This window comes from Dellaglioa sp. CoH-56-MRSF-10 (assembly GCF_056782175.1).
The window spans coordinates 121,951-141,147 of record NZ_JBXAYF010000004.1 but is presented as its reverse complement, the minus strand read 5'-3'; the positions used below and the strand labels follow the sequence as shown (position 1 = coordinate 141,147).

The window sequence follows — 19,197 nt, the reverse complement described above, 5'->3', positions numbered from 1 at the left end:
TTTTAATGTGAAAAAAAACTCAAAATAAGTCAGAATTTCTTTTGTATTTTATTTCAATTGGTGGTATGATTTCTTTTGTAATTGGAGAATATTTATAAAGTTATTCTCTTTAATTTATACCGTTTTATACGGTCAAATAAAAGTTTGGAAAGAGGTGAAATTCTGTGGATGGAGATGCTTTCGTTGTGAATTTTTATGGCCTACCTTTCAATATTACGAATGTCGTTTCCGGTTTACTTGCATGTGTGATTGTCGCGATGATAGCTATTGTATTATCGAGAAGACTGACCATGAAACCGACTGGTAGACAAAATGTTTTGGAATGGCTCATTGATTTCACCAATGGGATTGTTAAAAGCGCAATGCCAGGAAAAGAAGGTAAGAAGTTTAATTTATTAGCATTTACGTTATTCTTATTTATCTTTGTATCTAACCAAATGGGTTTATTTTTACAAATAGGTTTTGGCGACAAGACGTTGATTAAAAGTCCAACGTCGAGTCCGCTAACGACACTAACGTTTGCATTTTTGATTCTGCTATTATCACATTTTATGGGTGTTATTCAATTCGGATTTAAGGGATATATTAAAAATTCCTATTTGAGTCCAGTTGCATTTCTTTTACCTATTAACTTGATTGAAGAATTTACAAATTTGCTAACATTAGCTCTTCGTTTGTACGGAAACATTTACGCTGGGGAAGTATTATTAACGTTAATTGGTGGTGCAGTTTCTATGGGCCCATTAATGACTATCGTGGCTTTACCAGTTGAAATGATCTGGCAAGGATTCTCTCTGTTTATCGGAAGTATCCAAGCTTACGTATTCGTAACATTGTCAATGGTTTATATCGGTGGAAAAGTACAAAAAGAATAAAACAAGATATCTAAGGAGGAAACAATTATTATGGGATTATTAGCAGCAGGTATTGCAGCTGGTTTAGCCGCTGTCGCAACAGGTATTGGTAATGGTTTAGTTATTTCTAAAACAATCGAAGGTATGGCTCGCCAACCAGAATTATCTGGTCAATTACGTTCAACAATGTTTATTGGTGTTGGTTTGATTGAAGCCGTTCCTATTATTGCTATCGTTATTTCATTCTTATTGATGGCTAAATAATTTTTGAAATTAAGTTTGATTCTTCGTTGATACAACGAAATATATTAATTTTAAAAAGGAGGTGTCAATAGATGTTTTCAGATTTAGTTTTCGGTGCAGTTGGTAATTTTCAAACTGGTGATTTCTTATTCTATATTATTTCGTTTGTTATTTTGATGTTAATCATCAAACACTTTGCATGGGGTCCTGTCACAAAAATGATGAGTGACCGTGCAGATAAAATTGCAAATGATTTAGATTCTGCTGAAGATTCAAGAAAAAAAGCCGATATTTTGGCAACTGAACGACAAGACCAATTAGATAATTCACGTCAAGAAGCATCTGAAATTGTTAGTCGTGCAAAAGATAACGGTAAAAAGCAACATGATGATATCGTTTCTGGAGCTCAAGATGAAGCAACGACGTTGAAACAAAATGCTGTTAAAGATATTGAACAAGAACGCCAAGAAGTATTGAGTAGCGTTCAAAGTGATGTCGCTGAATTATCTATTGAAATTGCTTCTAAGATTATTCAAAAAGAATTAAATGAGAATGATCAAAAAAACTTAATCAATTCTTATATTGAAGGGTTGGTAAAGTAAAATGAAATTAGATAAGGCAACCGTTGCCAATCGTTACGGTGAAGCCATCTTTGAAATTGCTGATGAACAAGGTAATATTGTTGCCTTTTCTGAAGAATTAGAGGAAGTTAGACAAGTTTTTCTTGCTAATCCACAATTGAGTGAAGTGCTTGTTGATGCACGTCTTAATTTGTTAGAAAAGCAAGACCTTGTTAAGGTCTTACTCAAAGATGCATCTCCAATTATTGCAAACGTTATCCAAATGGTCTTTGATTATGGTCGAATGGGTGATATGGTTGGAATAATTGAAGAATTCGAACGATTATGCGATGTTAAAGAAAAAATTGTACATGCAACCGTTACAACTGCAATTGAGCTTGATGATAGTCAATTAACGAAATTATCAAGTAAGTTTGCAGAAAGAATCGGTGCAAATAAGATAGTATTTAACAATATTATTGATGAAAAAATTATTGGTGGCGTTATTATTGAAGCCAATAATCAGATTTTTGATGGATCAATTTCATCAAAAATCAACAAAGTAAAACGATTATTAGCGGAGTAACATATTAAAGTAGTTAAGAGGTGAACCTTGTATGAGCATTAAAGCTGAAGAAATCAGTGCTTTAATTAAAGAACAATTGGAACAATATAAAGACGAACTTATCGTTGATGAAGTAGGTACCGTTACTTATGTTGGTGATGGTATTGCTCGTGCACACGGTTTGGATAACGCTTTATCAGGAGAATTGTTAGAATTTTCTGACGGTACTTATGGTATGGCTCAAAATCTAGAAACAAACGATGTTGGTATCGTTATTTTAGGTGGCTATGAAGGTATCCGTGAAGGCGACGTTGTCAAACGTACGGGTAGAATCATGGAAGTTCCTGTTGGTGAAGAACTTATCGGACGTGTTGTTAATCCTTTAGGCCAACCCATCGATGGTAAAGGTGATCTTAAGACAAACAAAACTCGTCCAGTCGAAAAAAAGGCTCCAGGAGTTATGGATCGTAAGTCAGTTGATCAACCTTTACAAACTGGACTTAAAGCTATTGATGCTTTAGTTCCAATTGGCCGTGGACAACGTGAATTGATTATTGGTGATCGTAAGACTGGTAAAACATCAGTTGCTATTGATACGATTTTAAATCAAAAAGATCAAGACATGATTTGTATCTATGTTGCTATTGGACAAAAAGAATCAACTGTTAGCGCACAAGTGGAAACGTTACGTCGATTAGGCGCAATGGACTACACAATTGTCGTTAGTGCTGGTCCTGCTTCTCCCGCACCATTATTATGGTTAGCTCCATATACTGGTTCAGCAATGGGTGAAGAATTCATGTATAACGGTAAACATGTCTTGATTGTATTTGATGATTTATCAAAACAAGCAACGGCTTACCGTGAACTGTCATTAATTTTGAGACGTCCGCCGGGTCGTGAAGCTTATCCTGGTGATGTTTTCTACTTACATTCACGTTTACTTGAACGTGCAGCTAAGTTAAGTGATGAATTGGGTGGTGGTTCAATGACTGCTCTTCCATTTATCGAAACACAGGCTGGTGATGTTTCTGCATATATTCCTACTAACGTAATTTCGATTACTGATGGTCAAATTTTCTTGGATAGTGATTTATTCTATTCAGGTACTCGTCCAGCTATTGATGCTGGTACATCAGTTTCTCGTGTTGGTGGGTCAGCTCAAATTAAAGCAATGAAGAAAGTTGCCGGAAGCCTTCGTTTGGCTCTTGCATCATTCCGAGAATTAGAATCATTTTCTCAATTTGGTTCTGATTTAGATGCCGCAACACAAGCTAAATTAAATCGTGGACATCGTACGGTTGAAGTACTTAAACAACCATTACACAAGCCATTAGTTGTTGAAAAACAAGTTTTAATTTTATATGCATTAACACATGGATTCTTGGATTCAGTTCCTGTTGATGATATTCTTCGTTTTGAAGGTGAAATTTTTGATTTCTTTGATAATAATCATAGTGATCTTTTAAATCACATCAAAGAAACAGGTAATTTACCTGACGAAGATAAATTTGATGCTGCAATCAAAGACTTTTCAGAAGGTTTCCAAGTAACTCCTGAAAAAGCGTAAACTAAAAGTAAATGAAAGATGGTGAGAATTAATGGGTGCTTCATTAATGGAAGTAAAGCGTCGAATCGTTTCAACTAAGAAAACGGGACAAATAACTGGCGCAATGCAAGTTGTTTCGACTGCTAAGTTAAGCCAAATTCAGCGTCATACTCAAAGTTATCAGATATATGCTTCTAAAATTAGAAGTGTCATTACCCATCTTGCCCAATCTCACCTTTTAGATGCTAAAGCTGGAAAATCAAAGCAATCATCTGAGAATGATAGTTCAAAATTTTCAGGTTTTGATATGTTACAAAAGAGACCTGTTAAAAAAAGTGGTTATTTAATTATTACTTCTGATCGTGGTTTAGTTGGTAGTTACAATAGTAACGTAATTAAACAAACATTAGATTTGATGAAGCAAAATGGCCATACTGTAGATAATGCTGTTATTATTGCTGTTGGTGGTACTGGTGCTGACTTCTTTAAAAATAGAGGATATGAGGTTGCCTACGAATACCGTGGTGTAAGTGATATTCCAACGTTTATTGAGGTTCGTGAAATCGTTAAATCAGTAGTAACAATGTATAACAGTGAAGTTTATGATGAATTATTTGTTTGTTATAATCATTTCGTTAATAGTTTACAATCGGACTTTCATTCTGAACAAATGCTTCCTATTTCAGAAGTGAATATGGATACAGATGCAGAAGGTATTGAAACGTCTAATGTGATGGGGAATGAAGATTATGATATGGAACCTTCAGGAGACGCAATTCTTGAAGTTGTTCTACCTCAGTTTGCTGAAAGCTTAGTATATGGTGCGATTTTAGATGCTAAAACAGCTGAACATGCTTCAAGTTCTACAGCAATGAAATCTGCGACAGATAATGCTAAAGATATTATTGCATCATTAGAATTAAAGTATAATCGTGCACGTCAAAGTGCTATTACAACAGAAATTACAGAAATTACTGGTGCAACAGCTGCTTTAGAGTAAAATGACAGGAGGAAATACAGAAGATGAGTCTCGGTAAAGTTGTTCAAGTTATCGGGCCCGTCGTCGATGTACAATTCTCTTTAAACGAAACCTTACCAGATATCAATAATGCGTTAAAAGTTACACGTGAAGATGGAACTGCTCTAATTATCGAAGTTACGCTTGAATTAGGTGACGGAGTTATGAGAACAATCGCCATGGATTCTACGGATGGCTTGCAACGTGGAACAGTTGTTGAAGACACAGGTGCTTCAATTTCTGTCCCTGTTGGTGAAGATACTCTTGGTCGAGTGTTTAACGTTTTAGGAGATACCATTGATGGTGGTCCTGAATTTAATAAAGATGCAGAGCGCAGTAGCATCCATAAAGATGCTCCTAAATATGATGAATTAAGTGCAAGTACTGAGGTTCTTGAAACAGGAATTAAAGTTATTGACTTGTTAGCCCCTTATATTAAAGGTGGTAAAATTGGATTATTCGGTGGTGCCGGTGTTGGTAAAACTGTTTTAATTCAAGAATTAATTCATAATATTGCTCAAGAACATAATGGTATTTCAGTGTTTACCGGTGTTGGTGAACGTACTCGTGAAGGTAATGACCTTTACTTTGAAATGAAAGAATCCGGCGTGTTAGAGAAGACAGCCATGGTGTTTGGTCAGATGAACGAGCCGCCTGGTGCCCGTATGCGTGTTGCATTGACTGGTCTTACAATTGCGGAATATTTCCGTGATGAAAAAGGACAAGATGTGCTATTGTTTATTGATAATATTTTCCGCTTTACACAAGCTGGTTCTGAAGTTTCAGCCTTATTAGGCCGTATTCCTTCAGCCGTAGGTTATCAACCAACATTAGCTACTGAAATGGGTCAATTGCAAGAACGTATCACGTCAACTAAAAAAGGTTCAGTTACATCAATTCAAGCAGTTTATGTTCCAGCTGATGATTATACTGATCCTGCTCCTGCAACGACGTTCGCCCATTTGGATGCAACAACTAACTTGGAACGTAGCTTAACGCAACAAGGTATTTACCCAGCTGTTGATCCTTTGGCTTCAACTTCAAGTGCTTTGACACCTGAAATTGTTGGAGAAGAACATTATCGTGTTGCTACGGAAGTTCAACATACGTTACAACGTTATCGTGAATTACAAGATATTATTTCTATTTTAGGTATGGATGAATTATCTGATGATGAAAAAGTAATTGTAGCACGTGCGCGTCGCATCCAATTCTTCCTTTCACAAAACTTTAATGTTGCCGAACAATTCACAGGAAAACCTGGATCATATGTACCAATTGCTGAAACAGTTCAAGGATTTAAAGATATTCTTGATGGTAAATATGATTCACTTCCTGAAGATGCTTTCAATGGTGTCGGCCCAATCGAAGATGTTATTGAAGCAGCAAATAAAATGGCAAAATAGGGGGTAATAACAGATGGCTGAAGATTCAGTTTTGACCGTTAGTATCGTCACTCCTGATGGTAGTGTTTATGACAATAATGCTAAAATGATTATTGTTAAAACACCCAGCGGGGAAATGGGTATTTTACCCAATCATATTCCAGTTATTGCTTCTCTTGATATTGATGCTGTCAGGGTTAAGGTAAATGATAATGAAGAAGATGAAATTGCCGTAAGTGGTGGATTCATTGAATTTTCAAAAAATGTCGCAACGGTTGTTGCAAATGCAGCAGAATGCCAAGAAGATATTGATGAAAATCGTGCACAGGCTGCTAAAAAAAGAGCTGAGCAGATGATTTCTACTGCAAAACAAACACATAATGTTGATGAACTTAAAAGATCTGAAATTGCACTTAGACGTGCAATCAATCGAATTAATATCTCTAAACATTAATACAAAAGTGGGTGCTGGATTTATTCAGTACCTTTTTTTGTATATACATATTAAATATTTCATTTTTGTTACAAATATTAGCGACAAGTGGTACAAAATATGCTATGCTTATGACGAATAAATTTTAGGAGTGTTTTGATGAATACTGTGGGAATCCAATCGCTAGTTACTTTAATGAGTCATCTAATGTTTATTGGAATTGCTTTTTGGGCAATTCAAGGGTTACGAATAGACAGGTTTTTCCCACAAAGTAGCCAACAAAGAATCAAAGTTTTAATTGTCTTATTGGCTATTTTATTAGGATATACAAGCAGTGCCTTTTTCTTAAATTTTATTGATAATGTTCGTAATTTAGTTTTTTTAGTTAAATAATAACGGGGGAATAACTTGTGGAAAAAATAATCGTCAAGGGTGGAAACTCACTCAATGGAACAGTGCATATAGAAGGCGCAAAGAATGCAGTATTGCCAATTCTAGCAGCCGGAATTTTAGCAAGTAGTGGTGAAAATACACTGTCAAATGTACCAGTTTTGTCAGATGTCTTTACAATGAATAACGTACTACGTTTTTTAAATTTAGACGTTGACTTTAATGAAGAAACTAATGAAGTTAAAATGAGTGCGACTAAAGAATTATCACCAGAAGCACCATTTGAATATGTTTCAAAAATGCGTGCTTCTATTGTTGTAATGGGACCACTTTTGGCACGACTTAAACATGCGAAGATTGCAATGCCTGGTGGGTGTGCAATAGGTTCTCGCCCAATTGATTTGCATTTAAAAGGTTTTGAAGCAATGGGTGCGCATATTGAACAATTCGATGGTTATATAGAAGCAACTGTAGATGAATTAAAGGGTGCCAACATTTATCTTGATTTTCCAAGTGTAGGTGCAACTCAGAATATTATGATGGCTGCAACATTAGCTACTGGTACAACTGTGATTGAAAATGTTGCAAGAGAACCAGAAATTGTTGATTTAGCTAATATTTTAAATAAAATGGGTGCTAAAGTACAAGGTGCTGGTACCGAAACAATTCGCATTCATGGTGTTAAGGCATTACATGGCGCTGATCATGCAGTTGTCCAAGATCGGATTGAAGCAGGGACATTCATGGTTGCTGCAGCAATGACTCAAGGTAATGTTTTAATCGAAGAGGCTATTGCGGAACACAATAAACCATTAATTTCTAAATTAGAAGAAATGGGCATTGACGTTATCCAAGAAGACAATGGTATCCGAGTAATTGGAACAGAAAAAATTAAACCAACTACAGTTAAAACATTGCCTCATCCAGGGTACCCAACTGATATGCAGCCTCAAATGACTGTCCTTCAATTAATGGCAGATGGTACAAGTATTTTAACAGAGACGGTATTCGAAAATCGTTTTATGCATCTTGAAGAATTACGACGTATGAATGCAAAATTTAAGATTGAAGGCAACTCAGTTGTCATGTATGGTCCAACTGACTTCAATGGTGCAGAAGTTGCTGCTACAGACTTAAGAGCTGCTGCAGCACTTGTGCTAGCAGGATTAGTAGCTCGTGGTTATACACAAGTTACACATCTTGAATATCTTGATCGAGGCTACTATCATTTCCATCAAAAGTTAGAAGCTTTGGGTGCTGAAATTAAACGTATCAATGATGATACACAAGATATAATTATTAAGACAGAAAATGAAGTAAAATAGAAGAAATGTCCATTTTGGACATTTTTTTATTGTATAGGTATATGGTATAATGCTTACATTAGTGTAAGTTTTAAGTGCCGAGAGGAGAAGCATAATGGCTAAAGATATTGGTATTGATTTAGGAACCGCAAATGTATTAATTAACGTACAAAATAAAGGAATCGTCTTAAATGAACCATCTGTTGTTGCAATTGACACAAAATCAGGTCGTGTATTAGCAGTTGGATCAGAAGCATATAAAATGGTTGGTAGAACACCTGGTAGTATTAGAGCTATCAGACCTATGAAAAATGGTGTCATTGCTGATTTTGATATTACAGAACAAATGTTAACTTACTTTATTAAAAAATTAAATGTGAGCGGCTTTTTATCAAAACCAAGTATTTTGATTTGTTGCCCAACAAATATCACATCAATTGAACAAAAAGCAATTATTCAAGCTGCTGAAAAAGCTGGTGGTGGCAAGGTTTATCTTGCTGAAGAACCTAAAGTTGCAGCTATTGGTGCTGGGTTGGATATTTATCAACCCCGTGGTAGTTTAGTGATTGATATTGGTGGTGGTACAAGTGATGTTGCCGTTATTTCATTAGGCGATATTGTAGCAAGCCGTTCATTACGTGTTGCTGGTGATCAATTGAATAGTGATGTTATCAATTTTGTTAAGCAAAAACATAACCTTCAAATCGGTGAACGTACAGCTGAAAAAGCTAAAATTGAAATTGGGACAGTTTACCCAGACAATCGTGCATTAGAAATGGAAATTCGTGGACGAGATGTTGTTACTGGTTTACCAAAGACAGTTGTGCTTAGCTCTGCTGAGATTGAAGAAGCAACTCATGATACAATGCAAGCAATCGTTGCAGCAACTAAAGAAGTTCTTGAACAAACACCACCAGAATTAGCATCAGATATTATTGATACTGGGATTATTTTAACAGGTGGCGGTGCATTATTAGATGGTGTTGATTTATTAATGTCATCGAACTTAGATATTCCTGTTATGGTGTCAGAAACACCATTGGATGATGTCGCAAAAGGAACTGGATTCTTGTTAGATCATATTGAAAAACAAGGTAGATAACAACTGTGATACTGGTTATTAAGGGAGGTCTATTAACGGGGCAATCTGTTGATGGACCTTTTCATATAGGAGGTGTCATTTATTTATGCAAAACTTAATGCTTGCACCAATCAAGTTTTATCAAAAATTTATTTCACCGATGTTTCCACCTAGTTGCCGGTACTATCCAACATGTTCAAACTATATGATTAAGGCAATTCAAAAACACGGTGCAAAAGGTATTATTATGGGTATCGGTAGGATTTTACGATGCCATCCTTTTGTCAGAGGCGGATACGATCCCGTACCTGATTACTTTACCGTACGAAGAAATAAGAACCCTAAAGGAGAAGAAAAGCATGTCTAAAAAAGAAAAAGAGATTGAAGTAGCAGAAAATGATATTAAAATTAATGGTGAGGATGCAGTTTCATTAACCGTTGGCGGTATTGAAATTGGTACAGTCATTCAACAAGATACAAAATTTGTTGCAACATTAAGTAACGGTGAGATATTCAAAGCTAAAACTCGTGATGAAGGTATTGATACTTTATTGCGCGATTTTCACTTACATCGCGGTTAATTAGTCAATTATTAAATTTTAGCCTATTCAAAAATTTAACGAAATAAGTGACATAGTGTGGAGGGGAATTCTATGAGTAGTAGAAAAGATGAGGTCGATAGTGAGTCAAGAATTGATTATGGTATTATTTTTGCCGTTTTAGTCTTGGCAATTATTGGGCTTGCCTCAATTTACGTATCAGCATCCCATGATACTAGTGCGACCTCAATTGTTAGCCAAATGGTTTCACAGTTAATGTGGTACGCTATTGGTGTCATTGCAATTGTCGTTATTATGCAATTTGACTCAGAACAATTATGGCGAGTCGCACCGATAGGGTATTTTATTGGCCTGTTTTTATTGATGATTGTTTTAGTCGTATATAGTCGACCTTTATATATAAACACAGGTGCTAAAAGTTGGATACCATTAGTTGGTTCGTTAACGTTCCAACCATCAGAAGTTATGAAGCCAGCATTTATATTAATGTTGGCGCGTGTGGTTACGATACATAACAATGATTATCCAACTCATAAAATTGGGACAGATATTATTTTATTAGCCAAAATGATAGCATGGACGTTACCAGTAGTTATTTTATTAAAACTGCAAAATGATTTTGGAACAATGCTCGTTTTCTTTGCTATTTTAGGTGGTGTCATTTTAGTTTCAGGTATCACTTGGAAGATTATTGGACCGGCATTTGGAACGGTGGCTGTTGTAGGTGGAACGGCATTATATATGGTTATTTCAACAACTGGTCGATCAATTCTAGAAAAAGTTGGCTTTTCTGCCTACCAATTTGACCGAATTGATAACTGGTTAGATCCATCAAAAGATACATCCGGAACAGGATATCAATTATGGCAAAGTATGAAAGCCATTGGATCAGGACAAATGACTGGTAAGGGATTTAACGTGTCAAATGTTTATGTTCCCGTCCGTGAATCTGATATGATTTTTTCTGTTATCGGCGAAAACTTTGGGTTTATTGGTGGTTGTATTTTAATCTTTATTTATTTCTTACTCATTTATCGAATGGTTCGTGCAACCTTTGATACGAAGAATGAATTTTATGCTTACTTATCTACTGGGGTCATTATGATGATTTTATTCCATGTTTTTGAAAACATTGGGATGAGTATTGGGTTACTACCTTTAACAGGTATTCCATTACCATTTGTCAGTCAAGGTGGGTCTGCTTTAGTAGGAAATATGATTGGAATTGGCTTAATTATGTCAATGCGATACCATCATAAGAGTTACATGTTCAGTAGCGAAGACGAAGATTTTGATAAAAAGATAAGGCAGTGATTCTATTATGGAATCACTGTTTTTTAAAACTAGGAGGTTTTGATGATGATTGATTTTTATTGGTATCCTAAATGTTCAACTTGTAGAAAAGCAAAACAATGGTTAGACGAAAATGAGGTTGAATACCATATAATAGATCTTATCCAAGAAACACCAAAGGCGAGTCTAATCGAAAAATGGTTGAATGAGTCTGGTCTTCCAGCAATATCTTTTTTTAATACACAAGGAAATAAGTATCGTGAATTAAATCTAAAAGATAAACGACCAACGATGACAATTCAGCAATCAAGTCAAATTTTAGCATCAGATGGGATGTTAATGAAACGTCCGGTATTAACTGATGGAACAAAATTAACGACCGGATTCAGTGAAGATGTTTTTACAGAGACATGGTTAAATAAATAAAACTGTTGACATTAAATTTTAATCTAGCTATAATCAACTACAATAAGAAATACAGATAAGACGTTTTGAAAAGATGAGTAAATTTTAGTAATTAGTTAAGAGAATCCTGGTAGCTGAAAAGGGATCAAAATTACGGAATTGAATATGGTCTTGGAACGTTTGGTAGATGAGCAATGTTAATCTACCTTGGGTACGCCCAATACAGCGGAAAGGTATCGGTTATATTAAAACCCGTACCTGATGAGATTGTTATCGTGAGGTAACAATAAAACAAGGTGGTAACACGTGAAGTTTATAACTTCTCGTCCTTCCGTTTATTAAACGGGGGATGGGAGGTTATTTTTTTGCAGAAAAATTAGGAGGTATTAACATGATTGAGTTTAAAAATGTATCAAAAGAGTTTATCACGAAAAGTGGTAAGGTTAGCGCTGTTTCTGATGTGAATCTTTCGGTGGAAGATGGTAGCATCTTAGGTATTGTAGGATATTCAGGTGCTGGTAAAAGTACATTAATTAGAATGCTGAATGGATTAGAGACACCAACTTCGGGTGAAGTTGACGTTAATGGCGCTAAAATCGCATCTTTATCGGGTAGAACATTGAGAAAGCAACGTCAAAAAATTGGCATGATTTTTCAACATTTTAATTTACTCTGGTCACGAACGGTTGTGGAAAACATCATGTTTCCACTTGAACTTGCTGGAATAAGTAAAACTGAGCGGTTGTCCAAAGCTGAAGAATTAACAACATTAGTTGGGTTAAAAGGTAAAGAAAATGCATATCCTTCTGAGTTATCTGGTGGACAAAAGCAACGAGTTGGGATTGCTAGGGCTTTAGCGAATGATCCTGAAATTTTGATTTGTGATGAAGCAACAAGTGCGCTAGATCCACAAACAACAGATGAAATATTAGATTTATTACTTCAAATTAATCATAAATTGAAATTAACAATTGTATTAATCACTCATGAAATGCATGTGGTTCGTAAGATATGTGATCACGTTGCTGTAATGGAATCTGGAAAATTAGTGGAGAGTGGACTTGTCTTAGACGTCTTTAAGCGTCCGAAACAAGACGTCACAAAACGATTCGTTAATCAGGAGGTCACACCAGCTCTACATGATACTGAACTTGCTGTAAATGAATTAATTGAAGCTTATCCACAAGGGTTGATTGTTCAATTAACCTTTCACAGTACGCAGACGCAAATGCCAATTATCTCTGAAATGTTAAGACAAATTCCAGAAGTTGATTTTAATATCGTTGAGGGTTCCATTCATCAAACTCAAGGTGGCCCAATTGGAACATTATATATTCAATTAACTGGTCCAAAAATAAGTTTAGATCAAACCGTTCCATTCTTGCAAAAAATGAAAGTAGAAACGGAGGTATTGCATTATGGGGACTAATACTTGGGCGTCATATTTTAACTTTAATGCTGTTAACTGGGATGAATTCTGGTCAAATACTTGGGAAACAATCAGTATGACATTAATATCTACAATAGCCGTTACAATTTTGGGTATTATCTTAGGTCTTATTTTATTTGAAACAAAACAAAAAACGACCGGTAAAATAAGTATCTGGGTAAAAATAATTAATTGGATTGTTTCAGCCATGGTTAACATTTTTCGTTCAATTCCGTTTATTATTTTAATTGTCTTATTATTGCCTTTTACTAAGGCTTTAGTTGGTTCTATTATTGGACCGATTGCAGCATTGCCAGCTCTAATCCTCTCGGCGGCTCCATTTTATGCACGAATGGTGGAACTTGCTTTTCGTGAGATTGATTATGGTGTGATTGAAGCAGCTGAAGCAATGGGTGCTAACAAGGCACAAATCATTTGGAAAGTACTATTACGAGAAAGTTTACCAGCTCTTATTTCAGGGGCGACAGTTACTGGAATTACAATTATTGGGTACACGGCAATGGCTGGTACGATTGGTGCCGGTGGGCTAGGAAATTGGGCTTTCATTGAAGGTTATGGTGCTAATAATAATACTGTTACACTAGTTGCAACGGTCACAATCATCATTATTGTTGCCATTTTTCAACTTATTGGTGATCATTCAGCTAAATTAATCGATAAACGAAATAATTAAGGGGTAACCTCATGAGAATAAACAAAAAGTTCATTTTTTCATTTCTATTTTTGACTCTTTTATTAGCTGGATGCGGGAAACAATCAAATGGAATGACTACTTTGACAATTGGTGCTAGTAATATGCCCCATGCAGAAATTCTAGATCATGTAAAACCAATGTTGGCAAAAGAAGGTATCGATTTAAAAGTTAAAGTTTTTCAGGATTATGTGATGCCTAATAAAGCGACTGAATCTGGTGATTTAGATGCTAATTATTTTCAACATAAACCATTTTTAGATAATTGGGACAAACAGAATAATGGTGATTTAATAAGTGTTGGAAATGTTCATCTTGAACCAATCGGTGTCTATTCTAAACAAGTTAAAAAGTTAACTGATTTGAAGAAAGGAAGTACGGTTTTAGTATCTAACAGTATTTCAGATTATGGTCGTGTTTTAACTATTTTTAAAGATGCTGGATTAATAACCCTGAAAAAAGGGACAGACGTGGCAACTGCAAATTTTGCTGATATCAAAACAAATAAATTAAATTTAGTTTTTAAGCATACGTATGAGCCAAAATTGATGTCTGATTTATATGAAAATAATGAAGGCTCAGCCATCATTATTAATGCAAATTATGCGGTTGAAGCTGGATTAAATCCAACGAAACAAGCTATTGCATTAGAACGTAGTACATCATCATATGCGAATTTAGTTGCTGTCGCACCAAAAAATAAAGATAATCCTGCGATTAAAAAGTTAGTTAAAGCACTACAATCTAAAAAGACACGCGAATGGATTTTGAATAAGTATAAAGGTGCCGTTATTCCTGCAAAATAAAGAGAATTGAATTAGTCGACATGACTAATTCAATTCTCTTTATTTTGCAATTTTATTAATTAGCCATTTGAAAATAGCTAAATCTGATGGTTCTCTTATATAAGACATTTCGGGATGCCATTGAACACCTAAAATGAGACCGTCATTACTACTGATACCTTCAATTAGGCCATCTGAACTTGTCGCAATGGCCGTTAATGAATCACCTAAACGGTTAATGGCTTGGTGATGGTACGTATTGACACGAAGCGTTGAACCATAAGTATCTGATAAATAATTATTTGCTTTAATCGATACAGAATGTGTGGCGTATTCTGGTAATGTTGGATCTTGTAAATGCTTAACTTGCCAATTTGAATAGTCACTTAAATCTTGATAGAGTGTTCCACCAAAAAAGACGTTAAGTATTTGTAGTCCACGGCAAATACCAAGTATTGGTATTTTTCGAGAAATAGCTTCCTTGATTAAAGCGAGCTCCATTTCGTCACGTGGGGGATTTAATTCTTCTAATTTTGGATGAGGTTCTTGGCCGTATAAGATTGGTGAAACATCTTGACCACCTGCTAATAGTAAACCATCTACCAAATCAAGATAACTAGATGCGTTTGCTAAATCAGTAGGAATGATTAGTGGTAAACCGCCAACTTCAATAATGGCATCAATATAGCCTTGAGGTGTATAAGTAATTTCGTTAATGTGCATGCCTGTAATTGGATTTCGATTAGGATTTCCAACAATACCGATAATAGGTTTCATAAATGAACCTCCTCAAAATTTACTTTTTATTAGTTTAACTTAATTAAATAAAGATTGCGAGTCTCGAGGCTCCATTGAAATGGATAATTTATTAAGATAGAATGGAATATATTAATGAATCGGAGGAATGCTAAAATGTCGACACTTGAGGTTAAAAATTTACATGTAGAAATTGAAGATAAAGAAATTTTAAAAGGTGTTAATTTAAAAATGTCGACTGGAGAAGTACACGCAATCATGGGTCCAAATGGAACAGGTAAATCAACTTTATCTGAGGCCATTATGGGGAATCCTGCGTATAAAGTGACAGAAGGCGAAGTATTGCTGAATGGTGTAAACATTTTAGAACTACCTGTTGATGAGCGAGCTCGAGCAGGATTATTTTTAGCAATGCAATATCCTTCAGAAATTCCTGGTGTAACAAATGCTGAATTTATGCGTGCAGCAATCAACGCACGTCGACCGGAAGATAAACAAATCCCAATTCGAGAATATTTAAAGAAATTAGATAAAACGATGACAACTTTAGATATGACTGAGGAAATGGCTGATCGTTATTTAAATGAAGGTTTTTCAGGTGGCGAAAAGAAACGTAATGAAATTTTACAACTGATGATGATTGAACCAAAATTTGCTATTTTAGATGAAATTGATTCAGGTCTAGACATTGATGCATTGAAAGTTGTTTCGAGAGGCGTAAATGAAATGTTGAAAAATGCGGAATTTGGAACACTTATGATTACGCATTACCAACGTTTGCTGAACTATATTGTGCCTGATGTGGTGCACGTTATGATGGATGGACGGGTTGTTAAAACGGGTGGCGCCGAACTTGCAGAAAAACTGGAAGAAGAAGGCTATGCTGGTTTGCGTGATGAATTAGGGCTAGACATTACTTTAACAGACGAGAACCTTTAGTGGAGGGCCGGAAAATGATTGATTTGAAGCTCTTAGAACAAAGTATAATTGATTTTTCAAATTTAAAACAAGAACCTGAGTGGTTTCAACAATTAAGAAGAGATGCCTTTGTAAAAAAAACATTACTAGCGCTTCCTTCATTTGAAAAAATTAGATACCAAAAATGGCCCATTATACCTGAAACACTGGTTAAAGAATCAGGGGAATTTGTTTCAAAAAAATCGGATGAAAATACGTTTATTCAAGTTGGATCTCGAACGATTAGTTTAAATATATCTGAGGAATTAAAAGAAAATCATGTTATTATTTGCGACTGGTCAACCGCGTTAGTGGAACATGCAGATTTAATTAAGAAATATTTTATGACTAAGGCAGTTAAATGGGATAGTGATTTGTTGACCGCAACGCATTTAGCACAATTAACCGGTGGTTTGTTTATTTATGTACCTAAAAATGTTGTATTAGACAACCCAATTACAACTTATTTAACGCAGGATGCACGGGACAATCAGGACTATGTACAGCATGTTTTAATTGTCGCAGCAGAAAATAGTCAGTTTTCATATCTAGAAAATCGTTCAACAGTCGGTGATCAGATCACAACCGCAAATATTATTGTGGAAGTGATTGCTAAAGCTAACAGTCATGTTAAATTTGCTGGAGTTGATCAATTAGGGGAACATACAACAGCATATATTAACCGTCGGGGTTATTTATTAGGCAATGCAAAAATAGATTGGTCAATTGGATTACTTAATAATGGCAATATAATTGGCGATTTCGATTCTGATTTAATTGGTGCAGGTTCTCACGCAGATGTTAAAGTTGTTGCGATTTCAACAGGAAATCAGATTCAAGGGATTGATACACGGGTGACGAATTATGGTAAACATTCAATTGGTCAAATTCTGCAACACGGTGTAATTTTATCGCGTTCTACATTAATATTTAATGGAATTGGCCATATTATTAAAGGTGCAAAGGGTGCGAATGCTCAACAAGAAAGCCGTGTGCTAATGTTATCCACAAAAGCACGTGGAGACGCTAATCCTATTTTATTAATTGATGAAAATGATGTTCAAGCTGGACATGCAGCTAGTGTTGGACGCGTGAATCAGGAACAATTGTACTATCTGATGAGTCGTGGATTACACAAAGAAGAAGCAGAAAGACTTGTTATTCGTGGATTCTTAGGACCTGTTTTAACGGCAATTCCGGCAGTTGATGTTCGTGAACGATTAATCGAAACAATAGAGGGGAAACTCATTAATGGTCAAAAATTTGAAAAAGTATCGCAATGATTTTCCTATTTTAAAGCAAATTGTGAATGATGAACCGTTAATTTATTTTGACAATGCTGCAACTGTTCAGAAACCACAAGCAGTTATTAATGCCATTTCACATTATTATGAAAATGATAATGCCAATGTACATCGTGGTGTGCATACTTTAGCCGAGCGTACAACACAGCAATTTGAAGATGTACGACAAGCTGTTGCTGATTTTATTCATGCAAAATATTCAGCTGAAATCTTATTTACAAAAGGGACAACCGAAAGTTTAAACTGGGTTGCTCAGGGTTTTGCACAGAATCGATTGAAACCAGGGGATGAGATTTTAATATCTATTATGGAACACCATAGTAACCTTGTTCCTTGGCAACAAGTCGCACAAGCAACTGGTGCTAAATTAGTTTACATCGACATAACAGATGATGGACAATTAGACATTAATGATGCGAAATTAAAAATGACAGCTAAAACTAAAATTGTATCGCTAACTCAAATTTCAAATGTTTTGGGGAGTATAAACCCCATCAAAGAATTAACGGACATGGCACATACAGTCGGTGCGGTTGTTATTTGTGATGGGGCGCAATCAATACCTTATATGCCGATTAATGTTCAGGAGTTAGATGTTGATTTTTTTGCTTTTTCAGGTCATAAAATGGGGGCTGCAACTGGTATTGGCGTTTTATATGGAAAAAGTAATTATTTGAACGAGATGCAGCCACTAGAATTTGGTGGTGAGATGATTGATTTTGTTGAAGAGCAACAATCAACCTTTAAAGATATTCCTTGGAAATTTGAAGCGGGGACACCTAATATTGAAGGGGTCATTTCATTAGGTGCTACTATTCACTATTTAAATGAAGTTGGAATGGTTAATATACAAGCACATGAACAGATGCTCATCACTGATTTATTACCTAAATTAAAAGCCATTTCTGGCATTACTGTCTATGGGCCAACTGAAAGTAAAAAACGATCAGGCGTTATTTCATTTAATTTGGAGGGACTACATCCGCATGACGTTGCGACAGCTCTTGATATGCAAGGAATTGCGGTTCGCGCGGGTCATCATTGTGCACAGCCATTAATGAAGTGCATGGGTGTATCGTCAACTGTTCGTATTAGTTTATATTTTTACAATACTTTAGAAGAAAATCAAAAATTTATTGACGCGTTAATCGCTACAAAGGAGTTCTTTAAAAATGGGACTATCTAAATTAGATAATTTATATCGCCAAGTTATTTTGGAACATGCCACACATCCGCATCATCATGGCTCACTAGTAAAGGGTCAGAAATCAATTGAACTCAGAAATCCAACCTGTGGGGATGTTTTAAAAGTTGAACTTATCATGAGTGACAACAAGGTTCAAGATGTTGCCTTTTCTGGGACGGGTTGTACGATTAGCCAGGCATCTGCAAGTATGATGACTGATGAAATTATTGGTAAAGCAAAAAATGAAATAGAAGAAATGGTGACAACATTTTCAAGAATGGTAACAGGTGAAACGATTGATGAAAATCTTTTAGGTGATGCTGCTATTTTAGAAGGTGTCGCTCAGTTTCCAGCTCGGATTAAGTGTGCCACATTAGCTTGGAAGGCAGTTTATCAAGCTATTAATTTAGAAAATTAGAGAGGAGGTA

General features: G+C 35.5%; 23 protein-coding genes. 22 read left to right on the top strand and 1 reads right to left on the bottom strand.

From position 1 onward, the window contains the following. Positions 1–164 precede the first annotated feature (164 nt). From atpB to AC1RP4_RS05750, 18 genes are all read left to right on the top strand, one after another. Positions 165–875, top strand: a complete 711-nt coding sequence (gene atpB, locus AC1RP4_RS05835; RefSeq protein ID WP_409022302.1) for a F0F1 ATP synthase subunit A — start codon at positions 165–167, stop codon at positions 873–875. A 30-nt stretch (positions 876–905) separates the two neighbouring features. Beyond that, positions 906–1,118 (top strand): F0F1 ATP synthase subunit C, encoded by a 213-nt coding sequence (atpE, locus tag AC1RP4_RS05830; protein WP_409022303.1) that lies wholly within the window; start codon positions 906–908, stop codon positions 1,116–1,118. Between the two features lie 71 nt (positions 1,119–1,189). Continuing rightward, positions 1,190–1,699, top strand: a complete 510-nt coding sequence (gene atpF / locus AC1RP4_RS05825; RefSeq protein ID WP_409022304.1) for a F0F1 ATP synthase subunit B — start codon at positions 1,190–1,192, stop codon at positions 1,697–1,699. A gap of 1 nt (position 1,700) precedes the next feature. After that, positions 1,701–2,243: an ATP synthase F1 subunit delta gene (gene atpH, locus AC1RP4_RS05820; protein ID WP_481761637.1), complete on the top strand. Its 543-nt coding sequence runs from the start codon at positions 1,701–1,703 to the stop codon at positions 2,241–2,243. Between the two features lie 31 nt (positions 2,244–2,274). Next, the gene (atpA, locus tag AC1RP4_RS05815) at positions 2,275–3,792 is read left to right on the top strand and encodes a F0F1 ATP synthase subunit alpha (protein ID WP_481761638.1); all 1,518 of its coding nucleotides are present in this window, start codon (positions 2,275–2,277) and stop codon (positions 3,790–3,792) included. 31 nt (positions 3,793–3,823) lie between these two features. Then, the gene (locus AC1RP4_RS05810; protein WP_481761639.1) at positions 3,824–4,771 is read left to right on the top strand and encodes a F0F1 ATP synthase subunit gamma; all 948 of its coding nucleotides are present in this window, start codon (positions 3,824–3,826) and stop codon (positions 4,769–4,771) included. A gap of 23 nt (positions 4,772–4,794) precedes the next feature. Continuing rightward, a complete protein-coding gene (gene atpD / locus AC1RP4_RS05805) occupies positions 4,795–6,195 on the top strand; it encodes a F0F1 ATP synthase subunit beta (protein ID WP_409022308.1) in 1,401 nt (466 codons plus the stop codon). A gap of 13 nt (positions 6,196–6,208) precedes the next feature. After that, on the top strand, positions 6,209–6,628 hold the full coding sequence (locus AC1RP4_RS05800; protein ID WP_481761640.1) for a F0F1 ATP synthase subunit epsilon: 420 nt from the start codon (positions 6,209–6,211) through the stop codon (positions 6,626–6,628). A 138-nt stretch (positions 6,629–6,766) separates the two neighbouring features. Continuing rightward, entirely contained in the window at positions 6,767–7,000 is a 234-nt protein-coding gene (locus tag AC1RP4_RS05795) for a DUF1146 family protein (protein WP_409022310.1), read from the top strand. A gap of 17 nt (positions 7,001–7,017) precedes the next feature. Then, positions 7,018–8,322 (top strand): UDP-N-acetylglucosamine 1-carboxyvinyltransferase, encoded by a 1,305-nt coding sequence (murA, locus tag AC1RP4_RS05790; RefSeq protein ID WP_481761641.1) that lies wholly within the window; start codon positions 7,018–7,020, stop codon positions 8,320–8,322. 94 nt (positions 8,323–8,416) lie between these two features. Further along, on the top strand, positions 8,417–9,403 hold the full coding sequence (gene mreB, locus AC1RP4_RS05785; RefSeq protein WP_409022312.1) for a rod shape-determining protein: 987 nt from the start codon (positions 8,417–8,419) through the stop codon (positions 9,401–9,403). An 85-nt stretch (positions 9,404–9,488) separates the two neighbouring features. Continuing rightward, the gene (gene yidD, locus AC1RP4_RS05780) at positions 9,489–9,749 is read left to right on the top strand and encodes a membrane protein insertion efficiency factor YidD (protein WP_409022313.1); all 261 of its coding nucleotides are present in this window, start codon (positions 9,489–9,491) and stop codon (positions 9,747–9,749) included. Continuing rightward, positions 9,742–9,963 (top strand): DUF2969 domain-containing protein, encoded by a 222-nt coding sequence (locus AC1RP4_RS05775; protein ID WP_409022314.1) that lies wholly within the window; start codon positions 9,742–9,744, stop codon positions 9,961–9,963. Before yidD ends, AC1RP4_RS05775 begins: the two co-directional genes overlap by 8 nt. A 72-nt stretch (positions 9,964–10,035) precedes the next feature. Further along, positions 10,036–11,256 (top strand): FtsW/RodA/SpoVE family cell cycle protein, encoded by a 1,221-nt coding sequence (locus AC1RP4_RS05770; RefSeq protein ID WP_481761642.1) that lies wholly within the window; start codon positions 10,036–10,038, stop codon positions 11,254–11,256. A 45-nt stretch (positions 11,257–11,301) separates the two neighbouring features. Continuing rightward, positions 11,302–11,661 (top strand): arsenate reductase family protein, encoded by a 360-nt coding sequence (locus AC1RP4_RS05765; protein ID WP_481761721.1) that lies wholly within the window; start codon positions 11,302–11,304, stop codon positions 11,659–11,661. A 370-nt stretch (positions 11,662–12,031) separates the two neighbouring features. Then, the gene (locus tag AC1RP4_RS05760) at positions 12,032–13,069 is read left to right on the top strand and encodes a methionine ABC transporter ATP-binding protein (protein WP_481761643.1); all 1,038 of its coding nucleotides are present in this window, start codon (positions 12,032–12,034) and stop codon (positions 13,067–13,069) included. Beyond that, positions 13,059–13,763, top strand: a complete 705-nt coding sequence (locus tag AC1RP4_RS05755) for a methionine ABC transporter permease (RefSeq protein ID WP_409022317.1) — start codon at positions 13,059–13,061, stop codon at positions 13,761–13,763. Before AC1RP4_RS05760 ends, AC1RP4_RS05755 begins: the two co-directional genes overlap by 11 nt. 17 nt (positions 13,764–13,780) lie before the next feature. Further along, the gene (locus AC1RP4_RS05750; protein ID WP_481761722.1) at positions 13,781–14,587 is read left to right on the top strand and encodes a MetQ/NlpA family ABC transporter substrate-binding protein; all 807 of its coding nucleotides are present in this window, start codon (positions 13,781–13,783) and stop codon (positions 14,585–14,587) included. Positions 14,588–14,626: 39 nt separating this feature from the next. Here the strand turns inward: AC1RP4_RS05750 and AC1RP4_RS05745 are convergent, their stop codons facing one another. After that, entirely contained in the window at positions 14,627–15,343 is a 717-nt protein-coding gene (locus AC1RP4_RS05745) for a gamma-glutamyl-gamma-aminobutyrate hydrolase family protein (protein ID WP_481761644.1), read from the bottom strand. A gap of 135 nt (positions 15,344–15,478) precedes the next feature. Between AC1RP4_RS05745 and sufC the strand changes: the two genes are divergently transcribed. Genes sufC through sufU form a run of 4 tightly spaced genes read left to right on the top strand, consistent with a single transcriptional unit; the run spans position 15,479 to position 19,187 of the window. Further along, positions 15,479–16,261, top strand: coding sequence for a Fe-S cluster assembly ATPase SufC (sufC, locus tag AC1RP4_RS05740; RefSeq protein ID WP_481761645.1), 783 nt, complete (start codon positions 15,479–15,481; stop codon positions 16,259–16,261). A gap of 14 nt (positions 16,262–16,275) precedes the next feature. Beyond that, complete coding sequence (gene sufD / locus AC1RP4_RS05735) at positions 16,276–17,562, top strand: Fe-S cluster assembly protein SufD (protein WP_481761646.1); 1,287 nt, start codon at positions 16,276–16,278, stop codon at positions 17,560–17,562. Next, a complete protein-coding gene (locus AC1RP4_RS05730; protein WP_481761647.1) occupies positions 17,531–18,769 on the top strand; it encodes an aminotransferase class V-fold PLP-dependent enzyme in 1,239 nt (412 codons plus the stop codon). The genes sufD and AC1RP4_RS05730 overlap by 32 nt, the downstream gene beginning before the upstream one ends. Next, on the top strand, positions 18,756–19,187 hold the full coding sequence (gene sufU / locus AC1RP4_RS05725; RefSeq protein ID WP_481761648.1) for a Fe-S cluster assembly sulfur transfer protein SufU: 432 nt from the start codon (positions 18,756–18,758) through the stop codon (positions 19,185–19,187). Before AC1RP4_RS05730 ends, sufU begins: the two co-directional genes overlap by 14 nt. The last annotated feature ends 10 nt before the right edge of the window (positions 19,188–19,197 follow it).